The sequence below is a fragment of the Nocardia sp. CC227C genome, assembly GCF_030767025.1.
Taxonomy (GTDB): Bacteria; Actinomycetota; Actinomycetes; order Mycobacteriales; family Mycobacteriaceae; genus Nocardia.
Genome location: NZ_JASITE010000002.1, coordinates 610,852 through 633,817 on the forward strand (window position 1 = coordinate 610,852; position 22,966 = coordinate 633,817).

The window sequence follows — 22,966 nt, forward strand, 5'->3', positions numbered from 1 at the left end:
ACACGTGGTGGCGCAAGATAATCGGTGAATGCTGGGACCAGGCGCACGCCCTGTGGTCAGAGCAGCAGTCGGATCATGTCGGCGGTGTGGTTCAGGCCCGGGAAGGCTTCCGGGGTGGAGCGCGGGTGCAGGGCGTGCACCGCGAGGCGGAACATGACCGCGCGGACCAGCATCTGCGGCCATTCGGGCAGGCTCGACCACCGCTCCAGCAGACCGTCGTCCGCACCGCCCCAGGACAGCGCGTCCACCACGATCACGGCGGCGGCCCAGGACGGCGGCCGCCAGTAGGGGGTGATGTCGGTCAGCCCCGGAGCGAACGAACCGGAGAACAGCACGGTGCCGAACAGGTCGCCGTGCACCAGCTGCGGGGCCGCGGTCACCGGCTTGCGGAGGGTGGCCAGCTGGCCGATCAGCTCCAGGCTGCGCTCCCCGTCCGGGGAGGTGGCGGGCAGCATGCCGCCGATCTTCAGGCTGCGCAGCGGCACCGCCTCCCAGGCGGCGCGGTCGGCGGCCACGAAGACGTCCACGTCCACCCAGGGCGCGATCGGCGGCTGCGCCAGGAAACGCGGACGCTCCAACTGCGCGGTCGCCTGGTGTAGTCGCAGCGAGACCGACACCACCTCGTCGTGGCGCGGTTCGGGCACCCCGTCCAGGAAGGTGTCCGCGCGCCATCCGGAGACGACATAGCGGCCGTCGGTGGCGCGCACCGGCCGTGCCAGGCGCAACCCGTCCACCCGCAGCCCCTCCCGCACCTTCGCGCTCCAGGCCGCCCGGGCGTGATCGGTCACCGGGCTGAGCACCACATCCGCGCAGCGCCAGCCGCCGTCCCAGGTCCCCAGCGGAACCGGCACCACCTCGCGCAGCCCGAAGGTGGCGCGAACATGCTCGGGAGGTTCCACAGCAGTCATGGTCACGCGCGTACCGTACCCGCGCAACGGAACCGAAAAACGGAGCCACACCGGACACACCGCCCGGTCGGAACCTGCACGCAATCGCACTGTGACCGCAATGTCCGGCAGCGCGCGGTCAGCGCCCGATACCGGCCCCGATAGCGCCGAACCGCTCCAGACCGCACGATGGAGGGTGCCCACGAACGGCCACGACCTCGGCCCGGACGGTGACACCCTGGTCTGGTACGCCGCGTACGGGTCGAATCTGCTGACCGCGCGGTTTCGCTACTACCGCGAGGGCGGGACGCCGGACGGCACCACCCGGGTGTACTCCGGTTTCCGGAACCGGCGGCCGCCGGTGCGCACCGTGCCGATGACGCTGCCCGGGTGCGTCTGCTTCAGCGCTGAGTCGCGGGTGTGGGGCGGCGGGATGGCGTTCTACGCACCCGAGCGGTGTGAAGATCCGCCATCGACCTCAGGGCTCTCCCGCTCACCGAGCGATCGTGCGCGCCCGGCCCGGGTGATCGGCCGCAGGGCGTGCGGGATCGGCGGGCCGGGCGGGCGGGGTCAGTACACCGGCAGGGAGGTGTCGACCTGGTTGGCCCAGGCGACGATGCCGCCCTGGAGGTGGGTGGCGTCGGAGAAGCCCGCGTTCTTCAGGGCGGCGAGGGCCTCGGCGGAGCGGATGCCGGTCTTGCAGTACAGGGTGATGGGGGTGTTCTGCGGGAGTTCGGCGAGGGCCTCGCCGGAGAGGATGCGGTCCTTGGGGATGAGGGTCGCGCCCTCGATGTGGACGATGTCCCATTCCACCGGCTCGCGCACGTCGACGACGGCGACGGGCTTGCCCGCGTCCAGCATGTCCTTGAGCTCGCGCGCGGTGACGGTGGAACCGATGGCCGCCGCCTGGCCCTCCTCCGACACCACGCCGCAGAAGGCGTCGTAGTCGATGAGCTCGGTGATCGGCTGGCGGTCCGGGTCGCGGCGCAGCTTGATGGTGCGGTAGGTCATGTCCAGTGCGTCGTAGACCATGAGCCGGCCCAGCAGCGGGTCACCCATGCCGGTCAGCAGCTTGATGGCCTCGGTGACCATGATCGACCCGATGGAGGCGCACAGCACGCCGAGCACGCCGCCCTCGGCGCAGGAGGGCACCATGCCCGGCGGCGGGGCCTCGGGGTACAGATCGCGGTAGTTGATGCCGCGCCCGTCCGGGGCGTCCTCCCAGAAGACCGAGACCTGGCCCTCGAAGCGGTAGATCGAACCCCACACGTACGGCTTCCCGGCCAGTACGGCGGCATCGTTGACCAGGTAGCGGGTGGCGAAGTTGTCGGTGCCGTCCACGATCAGGTCGTATTCGCCGAACAGGTCCACCGCGTTCTCGGGTTCCAGGCGGATCTTGTGCAGATTCACCGTGATGCCCGAGTTGATCTCCAGAATGGACTCGCGCGCCGAATCGGCCTTGGACCGGCCGATATCGGACTCGCCGTGGATGATCTGCCGTTGCAGGTTCGAGGCGTCGACCTCGTCGAACTCCACGATGCCGAGGGTGCCCACACCCGCGGCGGCCAGATACAGCAGGGCCGGGGAGCCGAGCCCACCCGCACCGATCACCAGCACCTTGGCGTTCTTCAGGCGTTTCTGCCCGTCCACGCCCAGATCCGGGATGATCAAGTGGCGGCTGTAGCGGGCGACCTCGTCCCGGGTCAGCTCCGCGGCCGGCTCGACGAGCGGCGGCAGGGACTTGGTGGATGACACGTCCTGGACTCCTCGAATCGAATTCACCGATCACGCCTGCCGCGACACGGCAGCACACCGTAGTGCAACACGGCGGACCGGGGCGTTCTTCCCCAGCCTAGGCGGCACTAGCCGCGCGGATACGGCCAGGGGTTGAAGCGGCACTTCTTGCCGTCCATGGGCACCACCCCGTGCGGATCTAGTGCGGCGATCTCGTTGTTCTCGATGCCGAAGGTCTGCTGCATCATCACCGGGGCCAGGCCGCCGTCGGTCTCGCACGGCTGATGCTCGTGGTAGCCGATGGCGTGGCCGACCTCGTGATTGACCAGGTATTGCCGATACGAGCCGATATCGCCCTCGTAGGACAGCGCCCCGCGCACCCAGCGCACCTCCGACAGCACCACGCGGCCCAGATCGGAGTTGTAGCAGGAGGAATCGATGGGGATCTCGAATCCGCACGCGGTGCGAGTGGTTTCGCGGGAGGTGAGGGATATGCGGAAATCCGGTTCGCCGGAATCGACACGGCGGAAGCCGAAGCGCGGATCATGGGTCCAGCTCTTGGGATTGGCGAGCGTGGCCTCCACCATGGCGGCCACCGATTCGTCGCCGCCGATTCCGGCGGTGTCCATTCCGTCCTCGATTTCGACGGTGTAGACGAATACCCGTTCGGTGCCGGTGCCTACCTGTTGCGTGGTGCCCGGCACCACGTGCCAGGTGCCCGCGCCGCGCACCGCGTAGGGGCCGCCGTCGGGCAATGCGCCGGTGGGGAGGTCGGCGGCGAATTTCCCGTCGCCTTTGGGTGGTGCGCCGTAAATACCCGTTTCCTCGGACCGCTCGCTCAATCGCCCGAAACCGGGCGCCGACCCGGCACTCTGCCCGCCGCCGCGCACCGCGTCCCAGACCACCAGAATCGTGATCAACAACAACACCGGCAATGCGTAGGCGCGCCAGCCGTAGGTGGAGACGAAACGGCCCAGCGCGCTCTGTTTCTTGGTCGCACGCTGCGGTCTGGAGCGATGGCGGGCGTCCTCCGGCGGTGCGGTCGGATCCCAGCGGGCCCGCAGCGGCTGATAGGGATGCGGGAGCGGCGGCCCCTCGTCGTCGGCGCTGCGCGCGGTGACGCCGCCATCGCCGGAATAGAGCCCCAGCGGGTCATAAACCGGCCCGGTCGGTTTGCCTTTGCGTTTCGAGCCGCCGAGAGCGCGCGGCGTGGCAGCTCCCACGGGGCGGCGTGAATCGCGCCCGCCGGAATATCTGCCCCCATGGTCGGTCACGCACTCCAGCGTCTCACAGCGGCACAACCCGGCTGGACGGGCCGCACGGCCCACTGTGACGCTGCGATATATCTCACCCGAAGATTGCGGCAGATCTCACAAAGCGGTAGTCGTTCTTACATACTGTGACGCGCGACAACATCCAGCACACCAAAAATCGGAACCAGGATCGCCCGCGGTGTCCCGTGCGAGTATCGTTCGATGGATACCCGGCGCACATCCTCCACGTCCGGGAATCAACTGGGAGATCGGATAATGACAGACCTCGTGGACCGGATGACTGCGCGCCGCAGTTCGTCCGAGGCCATGGCGCCGAGTAAGCGCGGAACCCGCCTGCCCCGTGACGCCCGCCGCGCTCAGCTACTCGCCGCCGCCAGTGAGGTCTTCGTGATGCGCGGCTATCACGCCGCGGGCATGGATGAGATCTCGCAGTGCGCCGGCGTCAGCAAACCGGTGCTGTACCAGCACTTCTCATCCAAGCTGGAACTGTATCTGGCGGTGCTGCAGAACTATGTGGACGCCCTGGTGTCGAGCGTGCGGCAGGCACTGCGCTCCACCACCGACAACAAGCAGCGCGTCAAGGCCGCCGTGCACGCGTACTTCGACTTCGTCGACCACGAGACCCAGGGTTTCCGGCTGGTCTTCGAATCCGACCTCACCAGCGAACCGCAGGTGCAGCGACGGGTCGAACAGGCCACCGAGGCGTGCGTGGACGCGGTCTTCGACCTGGTCGCCCACGATTCCGGGCTGGACCCCTACCGCGCCCGGGTGCTGGCGGTCGGCCTGGTCGGCGCGAGCCAGTTCAGCGCCCGCTACTGGCTGGAGGCGGACCGGCCCATTCCCAAGGAAGAAGCGGTCGACACCACCGTCGCCCTGTGCTGGGGCGGCCTGAAGCACGTCCCCCTGCACGCTTCCCCGCCGCTGCGCGACTTCGGCGGATAGCCGGACAGCCGTCGACCGTCGTGCACGCGTGCCCACGGTCGACGGCGACCGCGACTCCCGGTGTACACCCGGACCCTCGCGAAATCAGTTGCCCCGTCGAGATTCTCGACGGGGCATCGTCATGATTGCTGCTAGACCGCGGCGAAGCCGACGCGGCCGCTGGTGGAGGTGCCGATCTCGACGTAGGCGACCTTCGCGGCCTGGATCAGGTACTTGCGGCCCTTCTCGTCGACCAGCGCGACCACGCCGCCGTCGCCCTGCAGCGCACCGGTCACCAGCGCCTCGACCTCTTCGGGGGTCTGCGAGCTGGCGATCACCAGTTCACGCGGGCTATCCGAAATACCGATCTTGACCTCCACGGCCAACCTCCGAACGTAGTGTCCTGTGCTGTCCGAACCAGGCTAATGCAGGCCGCGACGGGTCCGTCAGGGACCGCCCTGCGCTGTCAGCGAACAGTGTGCGCCCACCACGGCCGGTCCCGCTCAGCCGGTATAGGTCCGGTAGCGCAGGTTCGCGCGCAGCCGACCGACCAGACCGGCGGTGTGCATGATCCACAGCCCGGGCGGGACCAGGCGGCGGGTGAACGGGTTCAGCGGATTGCACAGCACCGCCACCGCGAGCGAGGTGAGGGCGGCGCGCACCGGAATCCGCGGACAGCCGAGGGGGCGGTGTTTGACGCACACCTCGGCGTAGCCGTATCCGTAGCCGACGCACTGTCGCCACGCGGCCCGCACCTCCCCGCGCAGGCGGTAGGCGATCAGCGCGTCCGGAGCGTGCCCGAACGAAAGCCCGGCCTGCTGCACCCGCCACGAGATGTCGACGTCGTCGCCGCCGGTGGTCAGTTTCTCGTCGTAACCGCCGATCTTCTCGAAGGCCGTGCGCCAGTAGGCCGTATTGTTCCCGTTCGCGAACGGCAGCCAGTGGGTGGCGAAGCCCTCGGCGGGCGCGGGCACGGGCCGCCAGGTGGCGGACCCGCGGTCGTTGAGCGTGTCCGCCTCGATCGACCCGCCCACCGCGTCGTAGTCGGCGGCGGCCCGGACCAGCGCGCCGAGCCAATGGGGGTAGACGCGGTCGTCCTGGTCGATGAACACCAGGAAGTCGCCCTCGGCGACCGCCGCCGCGTTGTTGCGGGCGAACGGCGCGCCCGGTCTCGCGGAGCTGTCGATATAGCGCAGCGTCAGCCGTTCGCGCACCGGATGATTCGCGATGTGCGCACGCAGGCCGTCGGTGGACCCGTTGTCGCTGACCAGCACCTCGAACCGGCCGGGGTAATCCTGCTCCGCCAGCCCGCTCAACTGTTCGTCGAGATCGGGCAGCCCGTTGTGGACCGGGATGATGATCGACACCAGCTCGGGTGTGCGCGCGGTCGGTGGTGGTGCGTTGTTCATGAAATCCGCTCTCAGCGCTTCGGTCACAGGTGCGCACCACTCAACGGCGATGCGACGCAATGATATTCGCCGAGTGCGCGACGGGTGGGATTTCCCATTCCTGGGGATGCGCGACGGCTCGAACCCTGCGAGGATCGAGCGCTGAGTCGACACCTGGGATAGCGAAACGGACACCCTGATGCCACATCCCACCCCCCGGCAGACCCTGTCGGTGGTCATTCCAGCCCTCAACGAGGCCGCGTCGATCGGCCGGACGCTCGAACGCCTGCTCCCCCAGGCGGAGATCGACGAGATCATCGTCGTCGACAACGGCAGCGACGACGCCACCACCGACATCGTGCACCGGATCGCCGAACACCACCCGAAACTCGCACTCGTGCACGAGCCGACCCGAGGTATCGCGGCGGCGCGCAACTGCGGCTTCGACAAGGCCCGCGGCGACGTGATCGCACGCACCGACGCGGATACGCTCGTGGCCCCGGACTGGGCCCGCACGATCCTCGACTTCCTCGCCGAGCATCCCGAGACCGCCGCCGTCACCGGACTGTGCACCTATCACGATTCGCCGATCGGATTCCTGCTGTGGTCGGGGCAGCGGCTGCTGCTGCGGCTCGGCGTGCTCGGCGGACAGGTGGGAAACCTGTACGGGCCGAATATGGCCATCCGACGCGACGCCTGGCTCGAGGTCCGCGACGACACCCGCGTACGCGTGGACGTGGTCGACGACCTGGATCTGGCGCTGTGCCTGTCGAAACGGGGACTACGCATCGACCAGCCGACCCGGCTGCGGGCGCGGACCTCCGCGCGCCGACGACGCACCGGTCCCCTGCGCTGGTGGCGATATCAGCAACTCGGCCTGCGCACCATCGAGGAGCACGGGTTCATCGTGCGCCCGCTGCACCGGATCATGATCATCACGGCATGGCTGGGGCACACCGCGCAATGGCCGATCTACCGCTGGTGGGACTTCCGGCGGCGGCGGTTCAGCCTGCGGCCGGGGGCGGAGCGGATCTCCCCGGTCGGCCCGCGCTGACCGCCGTTCGCGCTCAGCCCAATCCGAGTACGGTCATGCGCTCGGTGTGGCTGTTCTGCATGCGCTCGAAGAGGGTGGCGATGCCGTTCAGGTCGCCGGTGGCGGTGAGCACGAGATCGGTGAGCTCGTCGCGCTGAGCCATCACGTATTGGGCCTGCGTGATGGCCTCGCCGAGCAGGCGGCGGCCCCAGAGGGTGAGCCGGTCGCGCTCGGACCGGTTCCGGGCCACCGCGGTGCGGACCTCCTCCACCACGAACTCGGAATGGCTGGTCTCCGCGAGGACGTCGCGGACCACCTCGGCGACCCCGGGAGCGAGCGCATCGGCGATCTCGGTGTAGAAGTCGGCGGCGATGCCGTCACCGACGTAGAACTTGACCATCGACTCCAGCCAGGTGGAGGGGTCGGTGGAGGCGTGGTAGGCGTCCAGGGCGCGCACGAACGGGGCCATGGCGTCGAAGACGTCCACCCCGCGCTCGGCCAGCGCCTTCTCCAGGGTTTTGAAGTGGTCCATCTCCGCGCCCGCCATCTTGGCGACGGCCACCTTGCCCCGCAGGGTCGGCGACAGCTTGGCCTCCTCGGCCAAACGGTAGAACGCGGAGATCTCGCCGTAGGCGAGCACCGCGAACAGGTCGATCACCCCCGGATCGTCCGCGGCGACCTTTCCCGAAACCTCCGAAACACCCAGCGCGGCAGACGTGTCAGCTCCCATGCTCTACACCCTAGCTTCCGGCGCGTCAGGGCAGGTCGCGGAGGAACTTGTCGAGGTAGGTCCACGTGGTGTCGCGGGCGAGCAGGATGCCGAGGTGGCTGCCGCGGGCCGTCTCGTAGCGAACCTCCGGCGAACCGGTCAGGGTCTGGGTGCCGTGGCGCACGGCGGCGGCCGCGGTGATGGCGTCGTCTGGTCCGCCGACCAACAGGACCGGGACGGTGATATCGGCCAGCGCGATCCGGCGCTCACCCAGCCGCACCACCCCCTTGCCGATGTCATCGGCCATCATGAAGCGCCGCCACAGCTGGTTGTAGAAGCGCGCCGGATAGCCGGGCAGGGCGTTCTGGAAGCGGTCGATGGTCTCCATGCGCGCCAGGGTGGCGGTGTCGGTGAGATTGCGGACGATGAACCACGGACGCTTCACCTCGCGCTCCCAGGCGGTGACGCGGTAGGCGATGCGGGTCAGCGGGGCGGGCACGCCGCCGGCCAGCCGGACCGCGGCCACGGCGGCCCGGTCGCCGGTCACCTCGACGAGCCGGCGCAGCTGCGGCATGCCGATCATGTGGTCGTAGCTCAGCGGCGCGCCGACGGCGGTGACGGACCGGATCGGCAGCGTCGGATCCGCGGCGGCCGTCAGCAGTTCCAGCACCCCGCCGATGGACCAGCCCACCAGATCCACCGGCCGCCCGTCCCGATCGGCCGACACCCGGCGGATCGCCTCGGGCAGGATGTCGTCGATCCAGGTCTCGAAGCCCATGCCGCGGTCGGCGTATCCGATCTCGCCGTAGTCGACCAGATAGGGCGCGCGGCCGGAATCGAGCAGGAAGCGCACCAGGCTCTGATCCGGCCGCAGATCGAAGCAGAAGGCGGGCGCGGCCAGCGGCGGCACCAGCAGGACGGCAGGGGCGTCGGGGGCGGCGCCGTCGTAGCGGTGCAGCAGACGGTGCGGCCGATCGTCGAGCACCGTCGACGGGGTGGGCTCGGGGGCTTCGATGCCCGCGCCGAAGGTCAGGGCCCACGCATTGCGCGCGGCGAGGGTCACGGTGTCTGCCAAACTCACCCGCACAACTTCGCACATGCCGGTACAGCGTGTATCACCTATGTGATGAACTCAACTGCCGAACGGCCGGAATCACCACGCTGGAAGATCGAATTATGCTGCGCCGCAGCACCTGCCGCCGGGAATACGCGGAACGGGCGCACCGGTTGAAGCGGACAGCAACCATGCGGATACGGCAATAGAACCGCACAATTGCGGTGGCGGAAAAAGAGTGGACGACCGTATCACGCTACAATCTCCCCGGACAACGGAAATTTTCGCCCGACCTGGTTTGCCCACACGCGTGAACCCGCAACGGGCAGGGGTCGCCGGAGTCCTGGAAAATGTGCGCGCACCGGATCCACGTCATCCCGAGCGCCGCGCCAGGTAGATGCCAGCAATCGGTCACCAACGACCGGCCTTGGGGTATCCCGCAGCGGCCGATGACAGCGAACGGATCAGTGGTCGTCGCGGGCCGCCCGGGCCCGCCCCACACCCTCGTGCGCGCGAGACGCGATATACGAGGAAGGCACGAACCTGAGCAAGATCACCGTAGAGCAGGAACCCGGCGTGGCCGACACCCTGCTGACAGCAGAACTGGACGACACCCACACCGCTCCGACTTTCGCGGAATTGGGCGTACGCTCCGAAATCGTCCGCGCCCTCGACGAGATGGGCATCCAGCGGACATTCGCCATTCAGGAACTCACCCTGCCGTTGGCATTGGCCGGTGAGGATCTCATCGGCCAAGCCCGCACCGGCATGGGCAAGACCTTCGGATTCGGGGTGCCGCTGCTGCACCGCATCGCCACCACCGATTCCGGCACCACCCCCCTGGACGGCACGCCCCGCGCGCTGATCATCGTCCCGACGCGCGAACTGTGCATCCAGGTCACCCAGGATCTGGAGAACGCCAGCAAATATCTGCGCAATCAGAAAGGCCCGCTGAAGGTCACTTCGATCTACGGCGGCCGCCCCTACGAATCGCAGATCGCGGCGCTGCGCGCGGGCGTCGACGTGGTCGTCGGCACCCCGGGCCGCCTCCAGGACCTGGCCGAACAGCAGCATCTGGTGCTCGGCAAGGTGGGCGTGCTGGTGCTGGACGAAGCCGACGAAATGCTCGACCTGGGATTCCTGCCCGACATCGAGCGGATTCTGAACATGGTGCCGCAGCAGCGGCAGACCATGCTGTTCTCGGCCACCATGCCGGGACCGATCATCACCCTGGCCCGCACCTTCCTGAATCGGCCCACCCATATCCGGGCCGAGGAAGCCAATGCCACCACCATCACCGAACGCATCTCGCAGTTCGTCTACCGCGCGCACGCGCTGGACAAGAGCGAACTGGTCTCGCGCATCCTGCAGGCCGAGACCCGCGGCGCGACCATGGTCTTCGCCCGCACCAAGCGCACCGCGCAGAAGGTGGCCGACGATCTGGCCGAGCGCGGCTTCGCGGTCGGCGCGGTGCACGGCGACCTGAACCAGGTGCAGCGTGAGAAGGCGCTGAAGAAGTTCCGCGAGGGCAAGATCGACGTGCTGGTCGCCACCGATGTGGCGGCGCGCGGTATCGATATCGACGACGTCACCCACGTGGTGAACTACCAGTGCCCGGAGGACGAGAAGACCTACGTGCACCGCATCGGCCGCACCGGCCGTGCGGGCCGCCACGGCGTCGCCGTCACGCTGGTGGACTGGGATGAGCTGAACCGGTGGAGCGGCATCGATTCCGCGCTGCGCCTGGGCATCCCCGAACCGGTGGAAACCTATTCGCGCTCCCCGCACCTGTACGCCGAACTCGGCATTCCCGAGGGCGTGACCGGTGTGATCCGCACGCGCAAGCCCGAACGCGACGACGACGCCGTGGTGGTGGAGCGCGAGGCACGCGCCCCGCGCAAGCGCAACCGCCGCCGCACCCGGGGCGGGCAGCCGGTGGACGACGCGGCGACCACGACCACCGGCCCCGACTCGACCACCGGCTCCAGCGCCGACGGCACCGGCGATGCCGAGGGCGACAAGCCCGGCCGCCGCCGTCGCCGACGCCGGGGACGCGGCGGTTCCGACGAGGCCGCGGGTACCGCGCGGACCACCGACGAAGCGGCGAATACCGATGCCGCCGAAGCGGTTTCGAGCGACAACGGGCCGTCCGCGACCGGTTCCGACGAGACGCGAGCGGACCGTCCCGGCCGCCGTCGCCGCCGTCGTCGCGGCGGTGCCGACCGGGCCACCGGCACGGACAGCGGCGACGCCGCCGCTTCGGTGACCGCCGAAGGGACTGCGGATCACCGCCCCGACGCCGGAGACGTGGCGGCACCGGGCTCCGGGAACGCCGACTCCGCCGTGGACGAGACCGCGGCCCCGAACGGGGACACGTCGGCGACGAACGCTGCGGTCACCGACGCGACGGATGTCTCCACACCCGCCGCCGAGGCAGGTGCCGCTCCCAAGCGCTCCCGCACCCGCCGCGCCAAGAGCACGGCGGCCGAATCGAGCGCGGCCAACGGCGCAGCAGTCGCCGACGCCGCGGACACGGCCCCGGACGCCACCACCCGTGGCGCCGAGAATGGCTCGGCCGCAGCGGATTCCGTGACCGAGAGCGCCACGGCCACGCCGAGTGCTGACGCAACGGCGACGGCACCCAAGCGCACCCGCCGTGCCAAGGCGGAGACCGCGGCGGCCGGCGCGGACGCGCCGACGGCGGCAGCCACTCCGGCGGCAGCCACTCCGGCGGCGGCGACCGAAACCGGTGCCACCTCGGAGACGGCTGGCACCGCCGAGGCTTCCGACCGCCAAGCCGGTTCCGCCGCAACGGAATCGACAGCGGTTTCGACGGCGGACGACACCGCGACGGCCGCTCCGAAGCGCACTCGCACCCGCCGCAAGGCCACGGCCGAAGCGGGCGCGGCCACGACCCCGGCGGCTGCGGCCGCCACGGGAACGGACGCGGACGCATCGGGCGACGCGGGCACGGCAGCGGTCTCCCCCGTGGCAGCCGATGACCCGGCTCCGAAGCGCGCCCGGCGCAAGGCTACGGCCGAGGCGGGCGCGCCGACCCGGAACGCCGCCACCACCACGGGCACGAGCGCACCCACCGAGGCGGGCGCGGCGACGGAACCCGCTGACGCGGGGACCGACGGGGCCGTGGCGGCGAGTGACGCCGATACCGCGGCACCGCAGCGGACCCGCACGCGGCGGACCAAGGCGGCAACCGAAACCGGCACGGCCGCAACCGAACCGAGCTCGAGCGGCACCGGCGCGGAGGGTGAGCCGGAGCCCGAGGCGCGCAAGCGCACCCGCCGCAAGACCGCGGCCGACGCGAGCGCGGCGGCGGCTCAGGACGGCTCCGCCACCACGGGCGCGGACACGGGCGCGGCCGACGCGAGCGTGGCGGCCGCCGCCCCCGCGGGCTCCGCGACAGCCGACGCGGGCACGGCGGCAGAAGACGCCACCGGCACGGCGGCACCGAAGCGCACGCGGGCTCGCCGGACCAAGGCTGCGGCCGAGGCTGATTCCGCCGCAACCGAAACGAGCCGAGGTGCCGAGGGCGGCTCTGATGCGGCGGGCGGATCGGATCCTGCGAGCACCGCTGCGACCGGTGCCGCGGACGCGGCTGCGCCGAAGCGCACCCGCACGCGTCGAACCAAGGCCGCGGCCGAGGCCGATTCCGCCGCAACCGAAACGGGCCGCAGCGCCGATGATGCCGCGGGTGCCTCCGCCACGGATACCTCGGACGCGACAGCCGACGCGGCACCGAAGCGCACCCGCACCCGCCGTGCCAAGGCGGATGCCACCGCGGCCGATGCGGGTGCCGCCACGGCCGAGACAGCGTCCAACGGGTCGGCGGCGACCGATGCGGCCGGGTCCGGCGCTTCCATCGCGGATGGCGCCGCACCCGCTCCGCGGCGGCGTCGGCGGAAGGCGGAGGAGGGCGAGGTCGTAATGGCCGAGGCCGACACCGCCGTCGCCGCGACGGCCTAGTCGGGCGGATCGGATAGTCTCGCAGACGTGCTCGCACCAGAGCGGCGGACGCGCGCCGATATCGTCATCGCCGCCGCGATCGCCGCTCTGGTGGCGATCGCGGCGGTCGTGGTGTGGTGGACCAGCGAGGCGCGGAGTACCGAATCGGTCACCGCGGACCGCACTCTCACCTCACCGCCCACCCCGGATCGTCCTCCCTCCGGCCTCCGCGAACTCTGGCACGCCCCGGATGGGGCGGCGCAGCGCGCGCTGACGGTGGGCGGGGTCGCGGTGACCGCAGACGGCGGCACCGTGACCGGCCGCGATCCCCGCACCGGCGAACAGGTGTGGATGTACCGCCGGGATCTGCCCCTGTGCGGGGTGGAGACGCAGTTCGGCATGGTCGTCGCCACCTATCGCGACGATCGCGGGTGCAGCCAGACCACCCAGCTCTATGGGGAGACCGGTGCGCGGCAGACCGCCCGCTCCAGCTACATGGACGATCGCGTCGAGCTGACGGTGGACGGCACCTATGTGCTGGCGCTCGGCCCGCGCCGGTTGGAGATGTGGCGCTCGGATCTGGTGCGCACCCTCGAGTACGGGTACGTCGATGCCCCGGTGAACCCGAATACCCAACCTCGTAGCGGATGCCGATTCCTTTCCGCCGCTTCGAGTTCCAAGAATCTGGCGGTGCTGGAACGCTGTCCGGGCGAGGACGCCGACCGGCTCACCGTACTGAATCCAGCCCCCAAGGACGCCACGGTGCCGGATGTGCACAGCTCGCACGTGCTCACCGCGCCCGGCGGCGCGGACGAGAACGCTCGCGTGCTGGCGGTCTCCGACACCCGGGTCGCGCTCTATTTGCCCCGAAGCGGTTCCAGCGAACCACGATTGGCGCTGTTCGACATCTCCGGCAACCCGGTCGCCAACTACCCGCTCCCGGCGGATTTCACCGAAGGGGCACGCACGACCCGGATCGGCTCGACCGTCTACGCGTTCACCGGCAACAGCCTGATCGCCTTGAATTCCACCACCCTGACGCCCACCTGGATTCTGGAAAGTGTGCTCGGCACACCGGCACTCATGTCGGGCCGACTGCTGGTCCCGGTCACCGACGGCCTCGCCGCCGTCGCACCCGACACCGGCGCGACGAGTTCGCTGACTTCCGTGCGGCGCAGCGACTACCACGGCGAACCGATCTCGGTCGCGGTGGTCGGTCCGACCGTTCTGGAGCGTCGCGGCGGACAGCTGTACGCCCTCGGCGGGGACGCTCCGTAACGCGCCACCGTCCCCCGCGCCCAACGGTCGTCAGGCATGATCGATTTCATGGCCGACAACGAACACCGCCTGGTCCTGCTGCGGCACGGTGAGACCGAATGGTCACGGGCCCGCAAGCACACCGGCCGCACCGACCTGCCGCTCACCGCCGCCGGGGAGGCACAGGCTCGGACGGCCGCCAAGACCCTGGAGGGGCTGGCGCTGCGCGATCCCCTGGTGATCAGCAGCCCCCGGCAGCGGGCCGTGCGCACCGCCGAACTGGCCGGATTCCCCGCCGACCGCGTCGACGACGACCTGGCCGAATGGGATTACGGCGACTACGAGGGCATCACCACGCCGGAGATCCGGGAACACGACCCCGACTGGACCATCTGGACCGGTGCCGTTCCCGGCGGCGAGACGGCCGAACGGGTGAGCGCGCGCGCCGACCGCGTCCTGGACCGGGTACGGCCGGAACTGCGCGACCACGATGTGGTGCTGGTCGGCCACGGCCATTTCTCGCGCGCCCTCATCGCCCGCTGGCTGGACCTCGAGGTGCGGGAGGGCCGCCGGTTCTTCATGTCCACCGCCGGGGTGAGCGTGCTGGGGCACGATCACGATGCGCGTACGCTGCGGGCGCACAATCTGATCGCACACCTGGACGACCTGTGAAAGGGCATCGATGATCCGCCGCGCCACTCCCGCCGATATCCCCGCTCTGGTGGAGCTGGTGTACGACCTGGCCGAATACGAGCAGGCGCGCGAGGAGTGCCACCTCACCGAGGAACAGTTGCGGACCGCGCTGTTCGGGCCCGCCGCCGCGCTGTTCGCCCATGTGGCCGAGGGCCCGGAGGGCGTGGTCGGCTGCGCCATCTGGTTCCTGAACTTCTCCACCTGGCGGGGCGTGCACGGGATCTACCTGGAGGATCTGTACGTCAAGCCGCAGGCACGTGGGCGCGGTCTCGGCCGGGCGCTGCTGGTGGCGCTCGCGCGGGAGGCCGCGGAACAGGGGTACGGGCGGGTGGACTGGTCGGTCCTGACCTGGAATACGCCGTCCATCGAGTTCTACGAGTCGCTCGGCGCGGTCGGGCAGAAGGAGTGGATCGGCTACCGGCTCGAGGGTGACGCGCTGGCCGGTTTGGCCGCCGAATCCTGAGAAATTCGCACCGGCTCGTCGATTTCGGTTGCCCTCGCGCGTCGAAGAGGTGGATGGTCCGAACAGCGGACCGCACAACACAGGAGGGGCACCATGCCGAAGTACATGGCACTCATCTTCGACGACGCGCGTTGGGAGAATCCCGAACCCAGCATGCTGGAGCCGGTGCTGCAACAGCACCATGAGTTCGAGAAGCGCAACAGCGAGGCCGTGTTGGGCGGTGAGGCGCTGGCCTGGCACACCACCGCCACCAGTATCCGGCCCGACGGCAGCGGCGGCTTCCTGGTCACCGACGGCCCCTTCGTGGAAACGAAGGAGAACCTGGGCGGCTTCTACCTGCTCGAAGCCGCCGACCTGGACGCCGCCATCGAGATCGCCAAGCAGATCCCCATACAGCCCGACTGCGGTGTGGAAGTCCGCCCGGTCCTCGACTACTGACCGTGGACCCCGCCGACACCGGGCAACCGGACACGGGCTCGGAGGGCGACCGGCACCCGCCCGGTTCGCCCGGTGCCGACGGCCGCGCGGCGGAGTGTCGCGGGAGCGCGGACACGGGTGACCGCCCCGGCACCGCGAGCGCGGGTGACTCCCGCGATACCGCCGGTGCCGGTAACGCCCGCGACACCACCGGTGCCGGAGACTCCCGCGACACCACCGGCACCGGAAACTCCCGCGACACCACCGGCGCGGCCGACTTCCACGACATCGCCGGTGCGGAGGGCTTTCCCGGCACAGTGAACACGGGTGACCGTCCCGGCACCGCGAATCTCGGTGGCGGTGCGCAATCCGGGCGGGGGCGTCGCCCGGTGGGTGTCGAAACGGACGTGGCGGCGGCGGTGGCGGAGGCGCATCGGCGCGAGTGGGCGTTCGTGCTGGCGGCGACGGTGCGGGTCACCCGGGATCTGGATCTGGCCGAGGAGTGTGTGCAGGACGCCTACGCGCAGGCGCTCACGCGGTGGGCGGACGACGGGATACCCGCGAGACCGGGCGGTTGGCTGACCACCGCCGCCCGGAACCGGGCGTTCGACCTGCTGCGCCGCCGGTCCACGCTGCTGCGGCGGCTGCCGCTGCTGGTGTCCGACGAGACCGGCGAGGATCCGGCCGAGGCGGCCCTCGCCGCGGCGGAGATCCCCGACGACCGCCTGCGCCTCATCTGCACCTGCTGCCATCCGGCGCTGTCGATCGAGGCGCAGGTTGCGTTGACGCTGCGGCTGGTGTGCGGGCTCACCACCGCGGAGGTGGCGCGGGCCTTCCTGGTCAGCGAGCCGACCATGGCGGCCCGGATCACCCGGGCCAAGAAGAAGATCGCGACGGCGCGCATCCCGTACCGGGTCCCCGCCCCCGCCGAACTGCCCGAACGCATCGACGCCGTGCTGGCCGTCGTGCACCTGCTGTTCACCACCGGCCACACCGCACCGTCCGGAGACGCCCTGATCCGCCGCGACCTCGCCGAACGCGCGACCGACGTGGCACGCATGCTCCGCCTGCTGCTGCCCGGCAATGCCGAGGTGGCGGGCCTGCTCGCGCTCATCCTGCTCACCGACGCCCGCCGGGAGACCCGGGTGGACGAGTCCGGCGCCATGGTGCCGCTGGCCGACCAGGACCGCACCCGCTGGGACCGCACCCGCATCGCCGAGGGTCTGGCCCTGGTTCGCGCGGCACTGTCGAGCTCGCCCGACGGCGACACCTCACCCGACCACGCGGAACACCGGGCCGAGCCGCATCCGACACCGCCCGGCCGCTACGCACTCGAGGCCGCCATCGCCGCCGTGCACGCCGAATCCCCCAGCTACGCGGCCACCGACTGGCGCGACATCCTCGGCCTCTACGACATTCTGATCCAACGGTGGCCCTCGCCCGTCGTGGCGCTCAACCGCGCCGTCGCGGTGGGCATGGCCGACGGCCCCCAGGCGGGACTGACGGCCCTCGAACCCCTCACCGCCGAACCGCAATTGGCCGCCTACCCGTACCTCCCCGCGGCCCGCGCCCACTTCCTGGCCGAACTCGGCCGCACCGACGCGGCCCGCCTGGCCTACGAGGAGGCCATCCTGCTCACCGACAACACCCCGCAGCGACGGTATCTCGCGGCCAAGCTGGCGCGGCTGCGCTGAGCCACGGCAGCTGCTCCGAGCCCGACGGCCGCGTCAAGCCCCGGCCGCGCCTGGCCCCGACGGCGCTGATCCCCGGCGGCCGCGTTAAACCCCGGGCCGTGCCGAGCCCGGCAGCTGCTCCGAGCCCGAACGCCGCGTCAAGCCGCGGCCGCGCCTGGCCCGGCGGCGCTGATCCCGGCGGCCGCGCTAAGCCCCGGCTGCCGCGCGCAGCAGCCGCAGCTGTCCGATCTCCGCCGCGTTCTTCATGAGTTCGGCGTTCACCCAGGCGATGGTGTGCGCCAGCGTCTTCTCCGGATCGTCGCCCCAGGGGAAGCGCGCCGGTGCGTCCAGGTCGGCCGCATCGGCGCGGTCCAGCAGTTCCGCCCAGTCGGTGCGCAATCCGCGCAGCCACTCCACCGCCGCTTCCGGCCCCGGCTAGGTGATCTCGGTCCGCTCGCGCGGTGTGCGCCCGTGCGCATGATCCAGCGCTGTCGACCACCACCAGCCGATATGCCAGGTGAGCCAGGCGATGGTGGGCACCGGGATCGGATCGGGTTCGGTGTCGGCCCAGTCCGGGATCCACTGTCCGGCGCCGTCGCGCCGCACCGTCCAGCACAGCGGTGCGGGCTCCCAGCGATGGTCGTCGGGCCGCAGCAGCTCGCGGTGGTGGTCGAACAGCGCCCAGGTCAGGTCGAACTGCCAGCGCAGCAGTTCACGTCGTGCGTCGGACATCGGGCGAGCATCGCAGAACGACGTCCGTCGAGCACGTGGTTATTCGGAGTAGCCCAAACTACTGGACAAGCGACCAAAAGCCGTCTGCGTGGCGATCAGAGGCCATTTCGGCCCGTCCGGGAGCGGCCGCTACTCCGAGAGGTCGTAGCCCGCCGCCATCCAGCGGGTGGAGGCCGGGGCGAACAGGGCCGCCAAGGCGGCGACGGTGACCAGGGCCAAGGGGACGCCGAGTTCGGGGCGGTCGGAGGTGAACATGTAGTAGGCGACGCCGAGCAGCAGCAATTGGGTGAGGACGGCGATGGCGCGGCCCCAGCGTTTGCCGCGCAGCAGGCCGACACCGGCCGCGAACACCGCGCCGCCGACGATCGCGGCGTACGCCGCGGTCAGGTAGCTGTTGCCGGAGTTCTGCGCCGAGCCGTCGATGCCCGCCACCACCAGCGCGACCATGGCCACCAGGCCCAATGCGCCCTCCAGGGTCACCAGCGCGCCCGCCACCCGCACCGTCATCGGCACGACATCGGTCGCGCCCGCGTTCTCCGCACCGGAGTTCTGCTCAGCCACCCGCCCAGCCTAACGACCGGGATCATCCCGGTACGAGGCATGCGGGCGGTTCGCACATCGGTTCGCTCAGTAGGCTCCTCAGCGTGCGGACGCTGTTGATCGTGAACCCCAATGCCACCTCCACGACCCCCGAGACCCGCGATCTGCTCGCCCACGCACTGGAGAGCCGCACCCAGCTGACCGTGGTGCACACCGAACGCCGGGGGCATGCGGCGGAGCTGGCGCAGTGGGCCGCCGATATCGAGATGGATCTCATCGTGGTGCACGGCGGCGACGGCACGGTCAACGAGACGATCAACGGGTTCCTGCCGCTGCCGGGAGCCGCGAACCAGCGCGAGCGGCTGCCGCGGCTGGGGATCATTCCGGGCGGTTCCGCGAATGTCTTCGCCCGTGCCCTGGGGATCGATCCGGATCCGGTGCGTGCCACCAACCAGCTGATCGATCTGCTCAGCGTGCACAAGGACCGGCGTATCGGTCTGGGCGTCGCCGACGACCGCTGGTTCATTTTCAGCGCCGGTGTCGGACTCGACGCCGATGTCTGCGAGGCCATTGACGCCAAGCGCGCCAACGGACATGCCGCTACGCCGGGCCGCTATCTGCGAACCACGGTCAAACAGTTCTTCAAGGCCAAGCGACGCGATCCCATGGTGCGCGTGGAGATTCCAGGTCACGAACCGGTCACGGAAGTGCATTACGCATTCGTGACCAATGCGAGCCCGTGGACCTACCTGAACAACACACCGGTGCGAACCAACCCGGGCACCTCCTTCGAAACCGGCCTCGGGGTGTTTGCCATGCGCACCATGCGCCTGCTGCCGACCCTCGGCATCGCTCGGCAGTTGCTGGCCCCCAATGGAAACCCCAAGGGGGACAAATTGTTTCGCGTGGACGACAGCCCCTCGGTGCGGGTCGAGGCGAGCGAGCCGATCGGTTTGCAAATCGATGGTGACTTCATCGGCCGACGCAACATGGTGAATTTCACAGCGGTGCCCGATGTACTGGAAGTCGTCGCGCCGCAGCCGTAGTCGACCCGACACACCTGAGAAACATCGCCGTTGGGCTGCGAAAACCCGAACGAGCGAGTACAAATGATCAGGCAGACCCTCGATGTAGGGGTCTTACAGCGTGAGCTTCCCCACGGTGCACCACACATCTCTTGACATCTACGGTGTTCGTGAAAGCATTCACAAGCAACCGTGCGGAAACATTCGAGTCGCACAAGTGAACGGACCACAAACCCGAAGGGCAGCGTCTGCGCATGCCCTAGCAAAGGAGCAGAGGAATGGACTGGCGCCACAAGGCCATCTGTCGCGACGAGGACCCCGAGCTGTTTTTCCCGGTGGGTAACAGTGGTCCTGCGCTCGCGCAGATCGCCGATGCGAAGCTGGTCTGCGCGCGCTGCCCCGTTACCGCCGACTGCCTCTCCTGGGCTCTGAAGTCCGGGCAGGATGCCGGTGTCTGGGGCGGTATGAGCGAAGACGAGCGTCGCGCTCTGAAGCGTCGCAACGCGCGTACGCGCACCCGCACCGTCGTCTGACTTCGGACGACCGGCGTCACCGCCGCAGCCCCCACGACGGCATGGACGCATTTCGGCCCGGCACCCCCTACGAGGTGCCGGGCTTTCTCGCCTCTCGGCGACTGCTCGTCCGCCGTTCCGCGGCTTCGGCGCACGACTGATTGCCGTCGACCATCCCACACGCGTACAGGCGGTCGCCTACCGAATCTATTTCGGACGTTCCCGATGAGTTACCCGCATCGCGGCAAAATCGGTTGTCACGGTATCCATCGCAATTCGGCTGTCAGCCATTATGCGAATTCGCTTATACAGAACGCACTGTTATGGGTGCCGGCACCGCCGCTCCACTTCACCGGGCGGAGCGGCGGCCGAGGGGGACCCGCAGTACCGCGTCGGTGCCGACATCCTTCCCCGGATGCAGGCCGATGGAGCCGCCGAGTTCCGCGGTGACCAGTGTGCGGACGATTTGCAGGCCCAACCGGTCGGAGCCCTCGAGGCTGAATCCGTCCGGCAGACCGCGGCCGTCATCGCTGATGATCACGTCCAGCCAGCGGGCGGAACGCTCGGAGCGAATCGTGACGACACCGTCCTCCCCGGCGTCGAAGGCATGTTCGATGGCGTTCTGCACCAGCTCGGTCAGCACCATGACCAGCGGTGTCGCCCGTTCGGCGGAGAATACGCCGAGCGATCCGGCGCGGCGCACCTTGATCCGCGCGGTGTGCACGGTGGCCACATCGGCCATGATCGGCAGCAGCCGGTCCACCACCTCGTCGAGATCGACCTCTTCGTCCACCGACATGGACAGCATCTCGTGCACCGACGCGATGGAGGTGACCCGCCGCACCGATTCGGTGAGCGCCAGCCGCGCCTCCTCGTTCTCGGTGCGGCGCGCCTGTAGTCGCAGCAGCGCCGCCACCGTCTGCAGATTGTTCTTCACCCGGTGGTGGATCTCGCGAATGGTGGCGTCCTTGGACAGCAGCGCCCGATCGCGCCGCTTCACCTCGGTGACATCGCGCACCAGCACCGCCGCCCCGGCGAGCTCCCCGTGCGGGCGCAGCACCAGGGTGCGCAGCAGCACGGTCGCGCCGCGCGCCTCGACTTCCATTCTGCGCCCGGCCTTTCCGGCCAGTGCCGCCTGGATGTCGCCCACCACCTCCTGCGCGTCGAACGGATCGGTGATGAGTGAGCGGGTGGTGAGCGCAAGATCCTGGCCGACCAGATCGTTCTGCAAACCCATGCGGTGATAGGCCGAGAGCGCGTTCGGGCTGGCGTAGACGACCGCGCCCTCGGTGTCGAGCCGGATGAAGCCGTCGCCCGCACGGGGGCTGGAGTGCGAGCCGGTGCGATCCTCGAGCGTGGGGAAGGTGCCGTCGTTGACCATCTGGCACAGGTCGTCGGCGCACGACATGTACGCCACCTCGAGGTTGGAGCGCATCTTGCGGCGCTGCACGTCGGTGTCGCGGCCGAGCACGGCGATCACATCGTCGCCGACCCGCACCGGAATGGCCTCGCGGACGGCGTGCACCGGATGCGGATGGTAGACGCCGGTGGCCTCGCTGTCGGCATCGACGCGCACGATCTCGCCGCTGGCCAGGGCGTCGAAAACCTGGTGGTGGTCGTCCTTGGCGGCCAGGCCGCCGACCAGATCCTCCGGGTGCACGGTGGGGGCGGTGGTCGGACGGCACTGGGCGACGCACACCACGTCCGCGCCGTCGGAGACCGGCCCGGCGCCGACCCAGAGCGTCAGGTCCGCGAACGACAGATCGGCCAGCAATTGCCAGTCACCCACCACCCGCTGGAGATGATCGACGGCCGCACCCGGCAGATCCGTATGCTCGGCCAGCAGCTCGCTCAGTGTCGACAATTCACCCACGCTCCTTCACCCGCGTCGGGTGTATGTTCCCACGCGTGCCCCGGGAAGGGTTTGTCCGGGAAGGGGTTCGCTCAGGAGATGGTGGCGATGAGGTCGCCTTTCTGCAGCACCTGGCCGACCGTCACATCGATGGAGGCGACGGTGCCGTCGGACTCCACCACCACGGGGATCTCCATCTTCATGGACTCGAGCATGATGACCGGGTCGTTGACCTTCACCTTGTCGCCGACCGAGACCAGGATCTCCTGGACGGTCGACACCATCTCCGCGAGGACTTCCTCAGCCATGACACCCCTTGTCTCCGGTCGGCCCGCGATACCGCAGTACCGCTGAAGGTACAGCCAACCACACGTGAAAGAATGGCCTTCAATCAGAAGGGAGACTACCGATGGGTAAGCGTGGACGTAAGAAGCGCAGCCGGCGTAAGAACGGCGCCAACCACGGCAAGCGGCCGAACGCCTGAAGTGGTCGGCTAGCGTCGAAAAGCACTGAGCGGCACAGTTTTCCGATAGGAAAACGTGCCGCTCGAGCTTTTCGAGGAGGAAGTCACTCCCCCGAGTCGACCCGCCGCGTCTCCACCTGGGTGTACGTGGTCCGGATCTCCATGGTGAGGCGCTGGCGCAGGGTGTCGGGGGCCTTGTCGCCGCCGCACTTGCGGTTGAGCAGGCGCTTGAGCTTCTCCTCCAGGCCGTACTGTTCGATGCACGGGGAGCAGTGATCCATATGGTGCTGGAGACGGTCGCGGGTGGCCTGATCGCATTCACCGTCCAGGATCAGCCACACATCGGCGAGTACCGCCGAGCAGTCCAGGTCCATATCGT

At 69.6% G+C, this 22,966-nt stretch carries 22 protein-coding genes and 2 pseudogenes; 11 read left to right on the forward strand and 13 right to left on the reverse strand.

From position 1 onward, the window contains the following. Positions 1–56: 56 nt before the first annotated feature. The 3 genes from QMO76_RS05750 to QMO76_RS05760 form a co-directional block, all read right to left on the reverse strand. Positions 57–908 carry a TIGR02569 family protein gene (locus QMO76_RS05750; RefSeq protein WP_282782501.1) on the reverse strand — a complete coding sequence of 284 codons (852 nt, stop codon included), beginning with the start codon at positions 906–908 and terminating at the stop codon, positions 57–59. A 549-nt stretch (positions 909–1,457) separates the two neighbouring features. Further along, on the reverse strand, positions 1,458–2,642 hold the full coding sequence (moeZ, locus tag QMO76_RS05755; protein ID WP_306360121.1) for an adenylyltransferase/sulfurtransferase MoeZ: 1,185 nt from the start codon (positions 2,640–2,642) through the stop codon (positions 1,458–1,460). A 107-nt stretch (positions 2,643–2,749) separates the two neighbouring features. Beyond that, a complete protein-coding gene (locus QMO76_RS05760) occupies positions 2,750–3,904 on the reverse strand; it encodes a DUF3152 domain-containing protein (protein ID WP_372341908.1) in 1,155 nt (384 codons plus the stop codon). A 246-nt stretch (positions 3,905–4,150) separates the two neighbouring features. Here QMO76_RS05760 and QMO76_RS05765 point away from each other — a divergent pair, with 246 nt between their 5' ends. Then, entirely contained in the window at positions 4,151–4,837 is a 687-nt protein-coding gene (locus tag QMO76_RS05765) for a TetR/AcrR family transcriptional regulator (protein ID WP_306360122.1), read from the forward strand. A 131-nt stretch (positions 4,838–4,968) separates the two neighbouring features. Here QMO76_RS05765 and QMO76_RS05770 read toward each other — a convergent pair whose 3' ends face one another. Together QMO76_RS05770 and QMO76_RS05775 are read right to left on the reverse strand one after the other, a co-directional pair. Continuing rightward, complete coding sequence (locus tag QMO76_RS05770; RefSeq protein ID WP_029931622.1) at positions 4,969–5,196, reverse strand: DUF3107 domain-containing protein; 228 nt, start codon at positions 5,194–5,196, stop codon at positions 4,969–4,971. Positions 5,197–5,319: 123 nt separating this feature from the next. Next, the gene (locus tag QMO76_RS05775) at positions 5,320–6,252 is read right to left on the reverse strand and encodes a glycosyltransferase family 2 protein (RefSeq protein ID WP_306360123.1); all 933 of its coding nucleotides are present in this window, start codon (positions 6,250–6,252) and stop codon (positions 5,320–5,322) included. Positions 6,253–6,403: 151 nt separating this feature from the next. On the opposite strand from QMO76_RS05775, the gene QMO76_RS05780 reads away from it, so the two are divergent. Further along, positions 6,404–7,258: a glycosyltransferase family A protein gene (locus QMO76_RS05780; RefSeq protein WP_306360124.1), complete on the forward strand. Its 855-nt coding sequence runs from the start codon at positions 6,404–6,406 to the stop codon at positions 7,256–7,258. A gap of 13 nt (positions 7,259–7,271) precedes the next feature. Here QMO76_RS05780 and QMO76_RS05785 read toward each other — a convergent pair whose 3' ends face one another. Together QMO76_RS05785 and QMO76_RS05790 are read right to left on the reverse strand one after the other, a co-directional pair. After that, positions 7,272–7,967 (reverse strand): ferritin-like fold-containing protein, encoded by a 696-nt coding sequence (locus QMO76_RS05785; protein ID WP_306360125.1) that lies wholly within the window; start codon positions 7,965–7,967, stop codon positions 7,272–7,274. 25 nt (positions 7,968–7,992) lie between these two features. Continuing rightward, entirely contained in the window at positions 7,993–9,027 is a 1,035-nt protein-coding gene (locus tag QMO76_RS05790) for an alpha/beta fold hydrolase (protein ID WP_306360126.1), read from the reverse strand. A 495-nt stretch (positions 9,028–9,522) separates the two neighbouring features. On the opposite strand from QMO76_RS05790, the pseudogene QMO76_RS05795 reads away from it, so the two are divergent. The 6 genes and pseudogenes from QMO76_RS05795 to QMO76_RS05820 form a co-directional block, all read left to right on the forward strand. After that, positions 9,523–11,088, forward strand: a pseudogene (locus QMO76_RS05795) (DEAD/DEAH box helicase); the annotation flags it as partial. A gap of 1,920 nt (positions 11,089–13,008) precedes the next feature. Continuing rightward, positions 13,009–14,238 carry a PQQ-binding-like beta-propeller repeat protein gene (locus tag QMO76_RS05800; protein WP_306360127.1) on the forward strand — a complete coding sequence of 410 codons (1,230 nt, stop codon included), beginning with the start codon at positions 13,009–13,011 and terminating at the stop codon, positions 14,236–14,238. A 48-nt stretch (positions 14,239–14,286) separates the two neighbouring features. Then, complete coding sequence (locus tag QMO76_RS05805; RefSeq protein WP_306360128.1) at positions 14,287–14,889, forward strand: acid phosphatase; 603 nt, start codon at positions 14,287–14,289, stop codon at positions 14,887–14,889. A gap of 10 nt (positions 14,890–14,899) precedes the next feature. Continuing rightward, on the forward strand, positions 14,900–15,373 hold the full coding sequence (locus tag QMO76_RS05810) for a GNAT family N-acetyltransferase (RefSeq protein ID WP_306360129.1): 474 nt from the start codon (positions 14,900–14,902) through the stop codon (positions 15,371–15,373). 93 nt (positions 15,374–15,466) lie between these two features. Further along, on the forward strand, positions 15,467–15,811 hold the full coding sequence (locus tag QMO76_RS05815; RefSeq protein ID WP_306360130.1) for a YciI family protein: 345 nt from the start codon (positions 15,467–15,469) through the stop codon (positions 15,809–15,811). Positions 15,812–16,197: 386 nt separating this feature from the next. Next, positions 16,198–17,484 (forward strand): RNA polymerase sigma factor, encoded by a 1,287-nt coding sequence (locus QMO76_RS05820; protein ID WP_372341909.1) that lies wholly within the window; start codon positions 16,198–16,200, stop codon positions 17,482–17,484. Positions 17,485–17,670: 186 nt separating this feature from the next. On the opposite strand, the pseudogene QMO76_RS05825 reads toward QMO76_RS05820, so the two are convergent. From QMO76_RS05825 to QMO76_RS05835, 3 genes and pseudogenes are all read right to left on the reverse strand, one after another. Continuing rightward, positions 17,671–17,883: pseudogene (locus QMO76_RS05825) on the reverse strand (DinB family protein); the annotation flags it as partial. Positions 17,884–17,898: 15 nt separating this feature from the next. Continuing rightward, positions 17,899–18,195 (reverse strand): DinB family protein, encoded by a 297-nt coding sequence (locus QMO76_RS05830; protein WP_306360132.1) that lies wholly within the window; start codon positions 18,193–18,195, stop codon positions 17,899–17,901. A 129-nt stretch (positions 18,196–18,324) separates the two neighbouring features. Then, a complete protein-coding gene (locus QMO76_RS05835; protein WP_306360133.1) occupies positions 18,325–18,756 on the reverse strand; it encodes a hypothetical protein in 432 nt (143 codons plus the stop codon). A gap of 83 nt (positions 18,757–18,839) precedes the next feature. Between QMO76_RS05835 and QMO76_RS05840 the strand changes: the two genes are divergently transcribed. Both QMO76_RS05840 and QMO76_RS05845 read left to right on the forward strand, forming a co-directional pair. Next, positions 18,840–19,781, forward strand: coding sequence for a diacylglycerol kinase family protein (locus tag QMO76_RS05840; RefSeq protein ID WP_306360134.1), 942 nt, complete (start codon positions 18,840–18,842; stop codon positions 19,779–19,781). 257 nt (positions 19,782–20,038) lie between these two features. Next, positions 20,039–20,293, forward strand: coding sequence for a WhiB family transcriptional regulator (locus QMO76_RS05845; protein WP_011211115.1), 255 nt, complete (start codon positions 20,039–20,041; stop codon positions 20,291–20,293). A 328-nt stretch (positions 20,294–20,621) separates the two neighbouring features. Here the strand turns inward: QMO76_RS05845 and QMO76_RS05850 are convergent, their stop codons facing one another. After that, positions 20,622–22,136, reverse strand: coding sequence for a sensor histidine kinase (locus QMO76_RS05850; protein ID WP_306360135.1), 1,515 nt, complete (start codon positions 22,134–22,136; stop codon positions 20,622–20,624). A gap of 80 nt (positions 22,137–22,216) precedes the next feature. Beyond that, complete coding sequence (locus QMO76_RS05855) at positions 22,217–22,432, reverse strand: biotin/lipoyl-binding carrier protein (protein ID WP_306360136.1); 216 nt, start codon at positions 22,430–22,432, stop codon at positions 22,217–22,219. A 101-nt stretch (positions 22,433–22,533) separates the two neighbouring features. Between QMO76_RS05855 and QMO76_RS35295 the strand changes: the two genes are divergently transcribed. Beyond that, on the forward strand, positions 22,534–22,608 hold the full coding sequence (locus tag QMO76_RS35295; RefSeq protein ID WP_115061593.1) for a 50S ribosomal protein bL37: 75 nt from the start codon (positions 22,534–22,536) through the stop codon (positions 22,606–22,608). Between the two features lie 83 nt (positions 22,609–22,691). Here QMO76_RS35295 and rsrA read toward each other — a convergent pair whose 3' ends face one another. Beyond that, the gene (gene rsrA, locus QMO76_RS05860) at positions 22,692–22,961 is read right to left on the reverse strand and encodes a mycothiol system anti-sigma-R factor (protein ID WP_306360190.1); all 270 of its coding nucleotides are present in this window, start codon (positions 22,959–22,961) and stop codon (positions 22,692–22,694) included. Between the last annotated feature and the right edge of the window lie 5 nt (positions 22,962–22,966).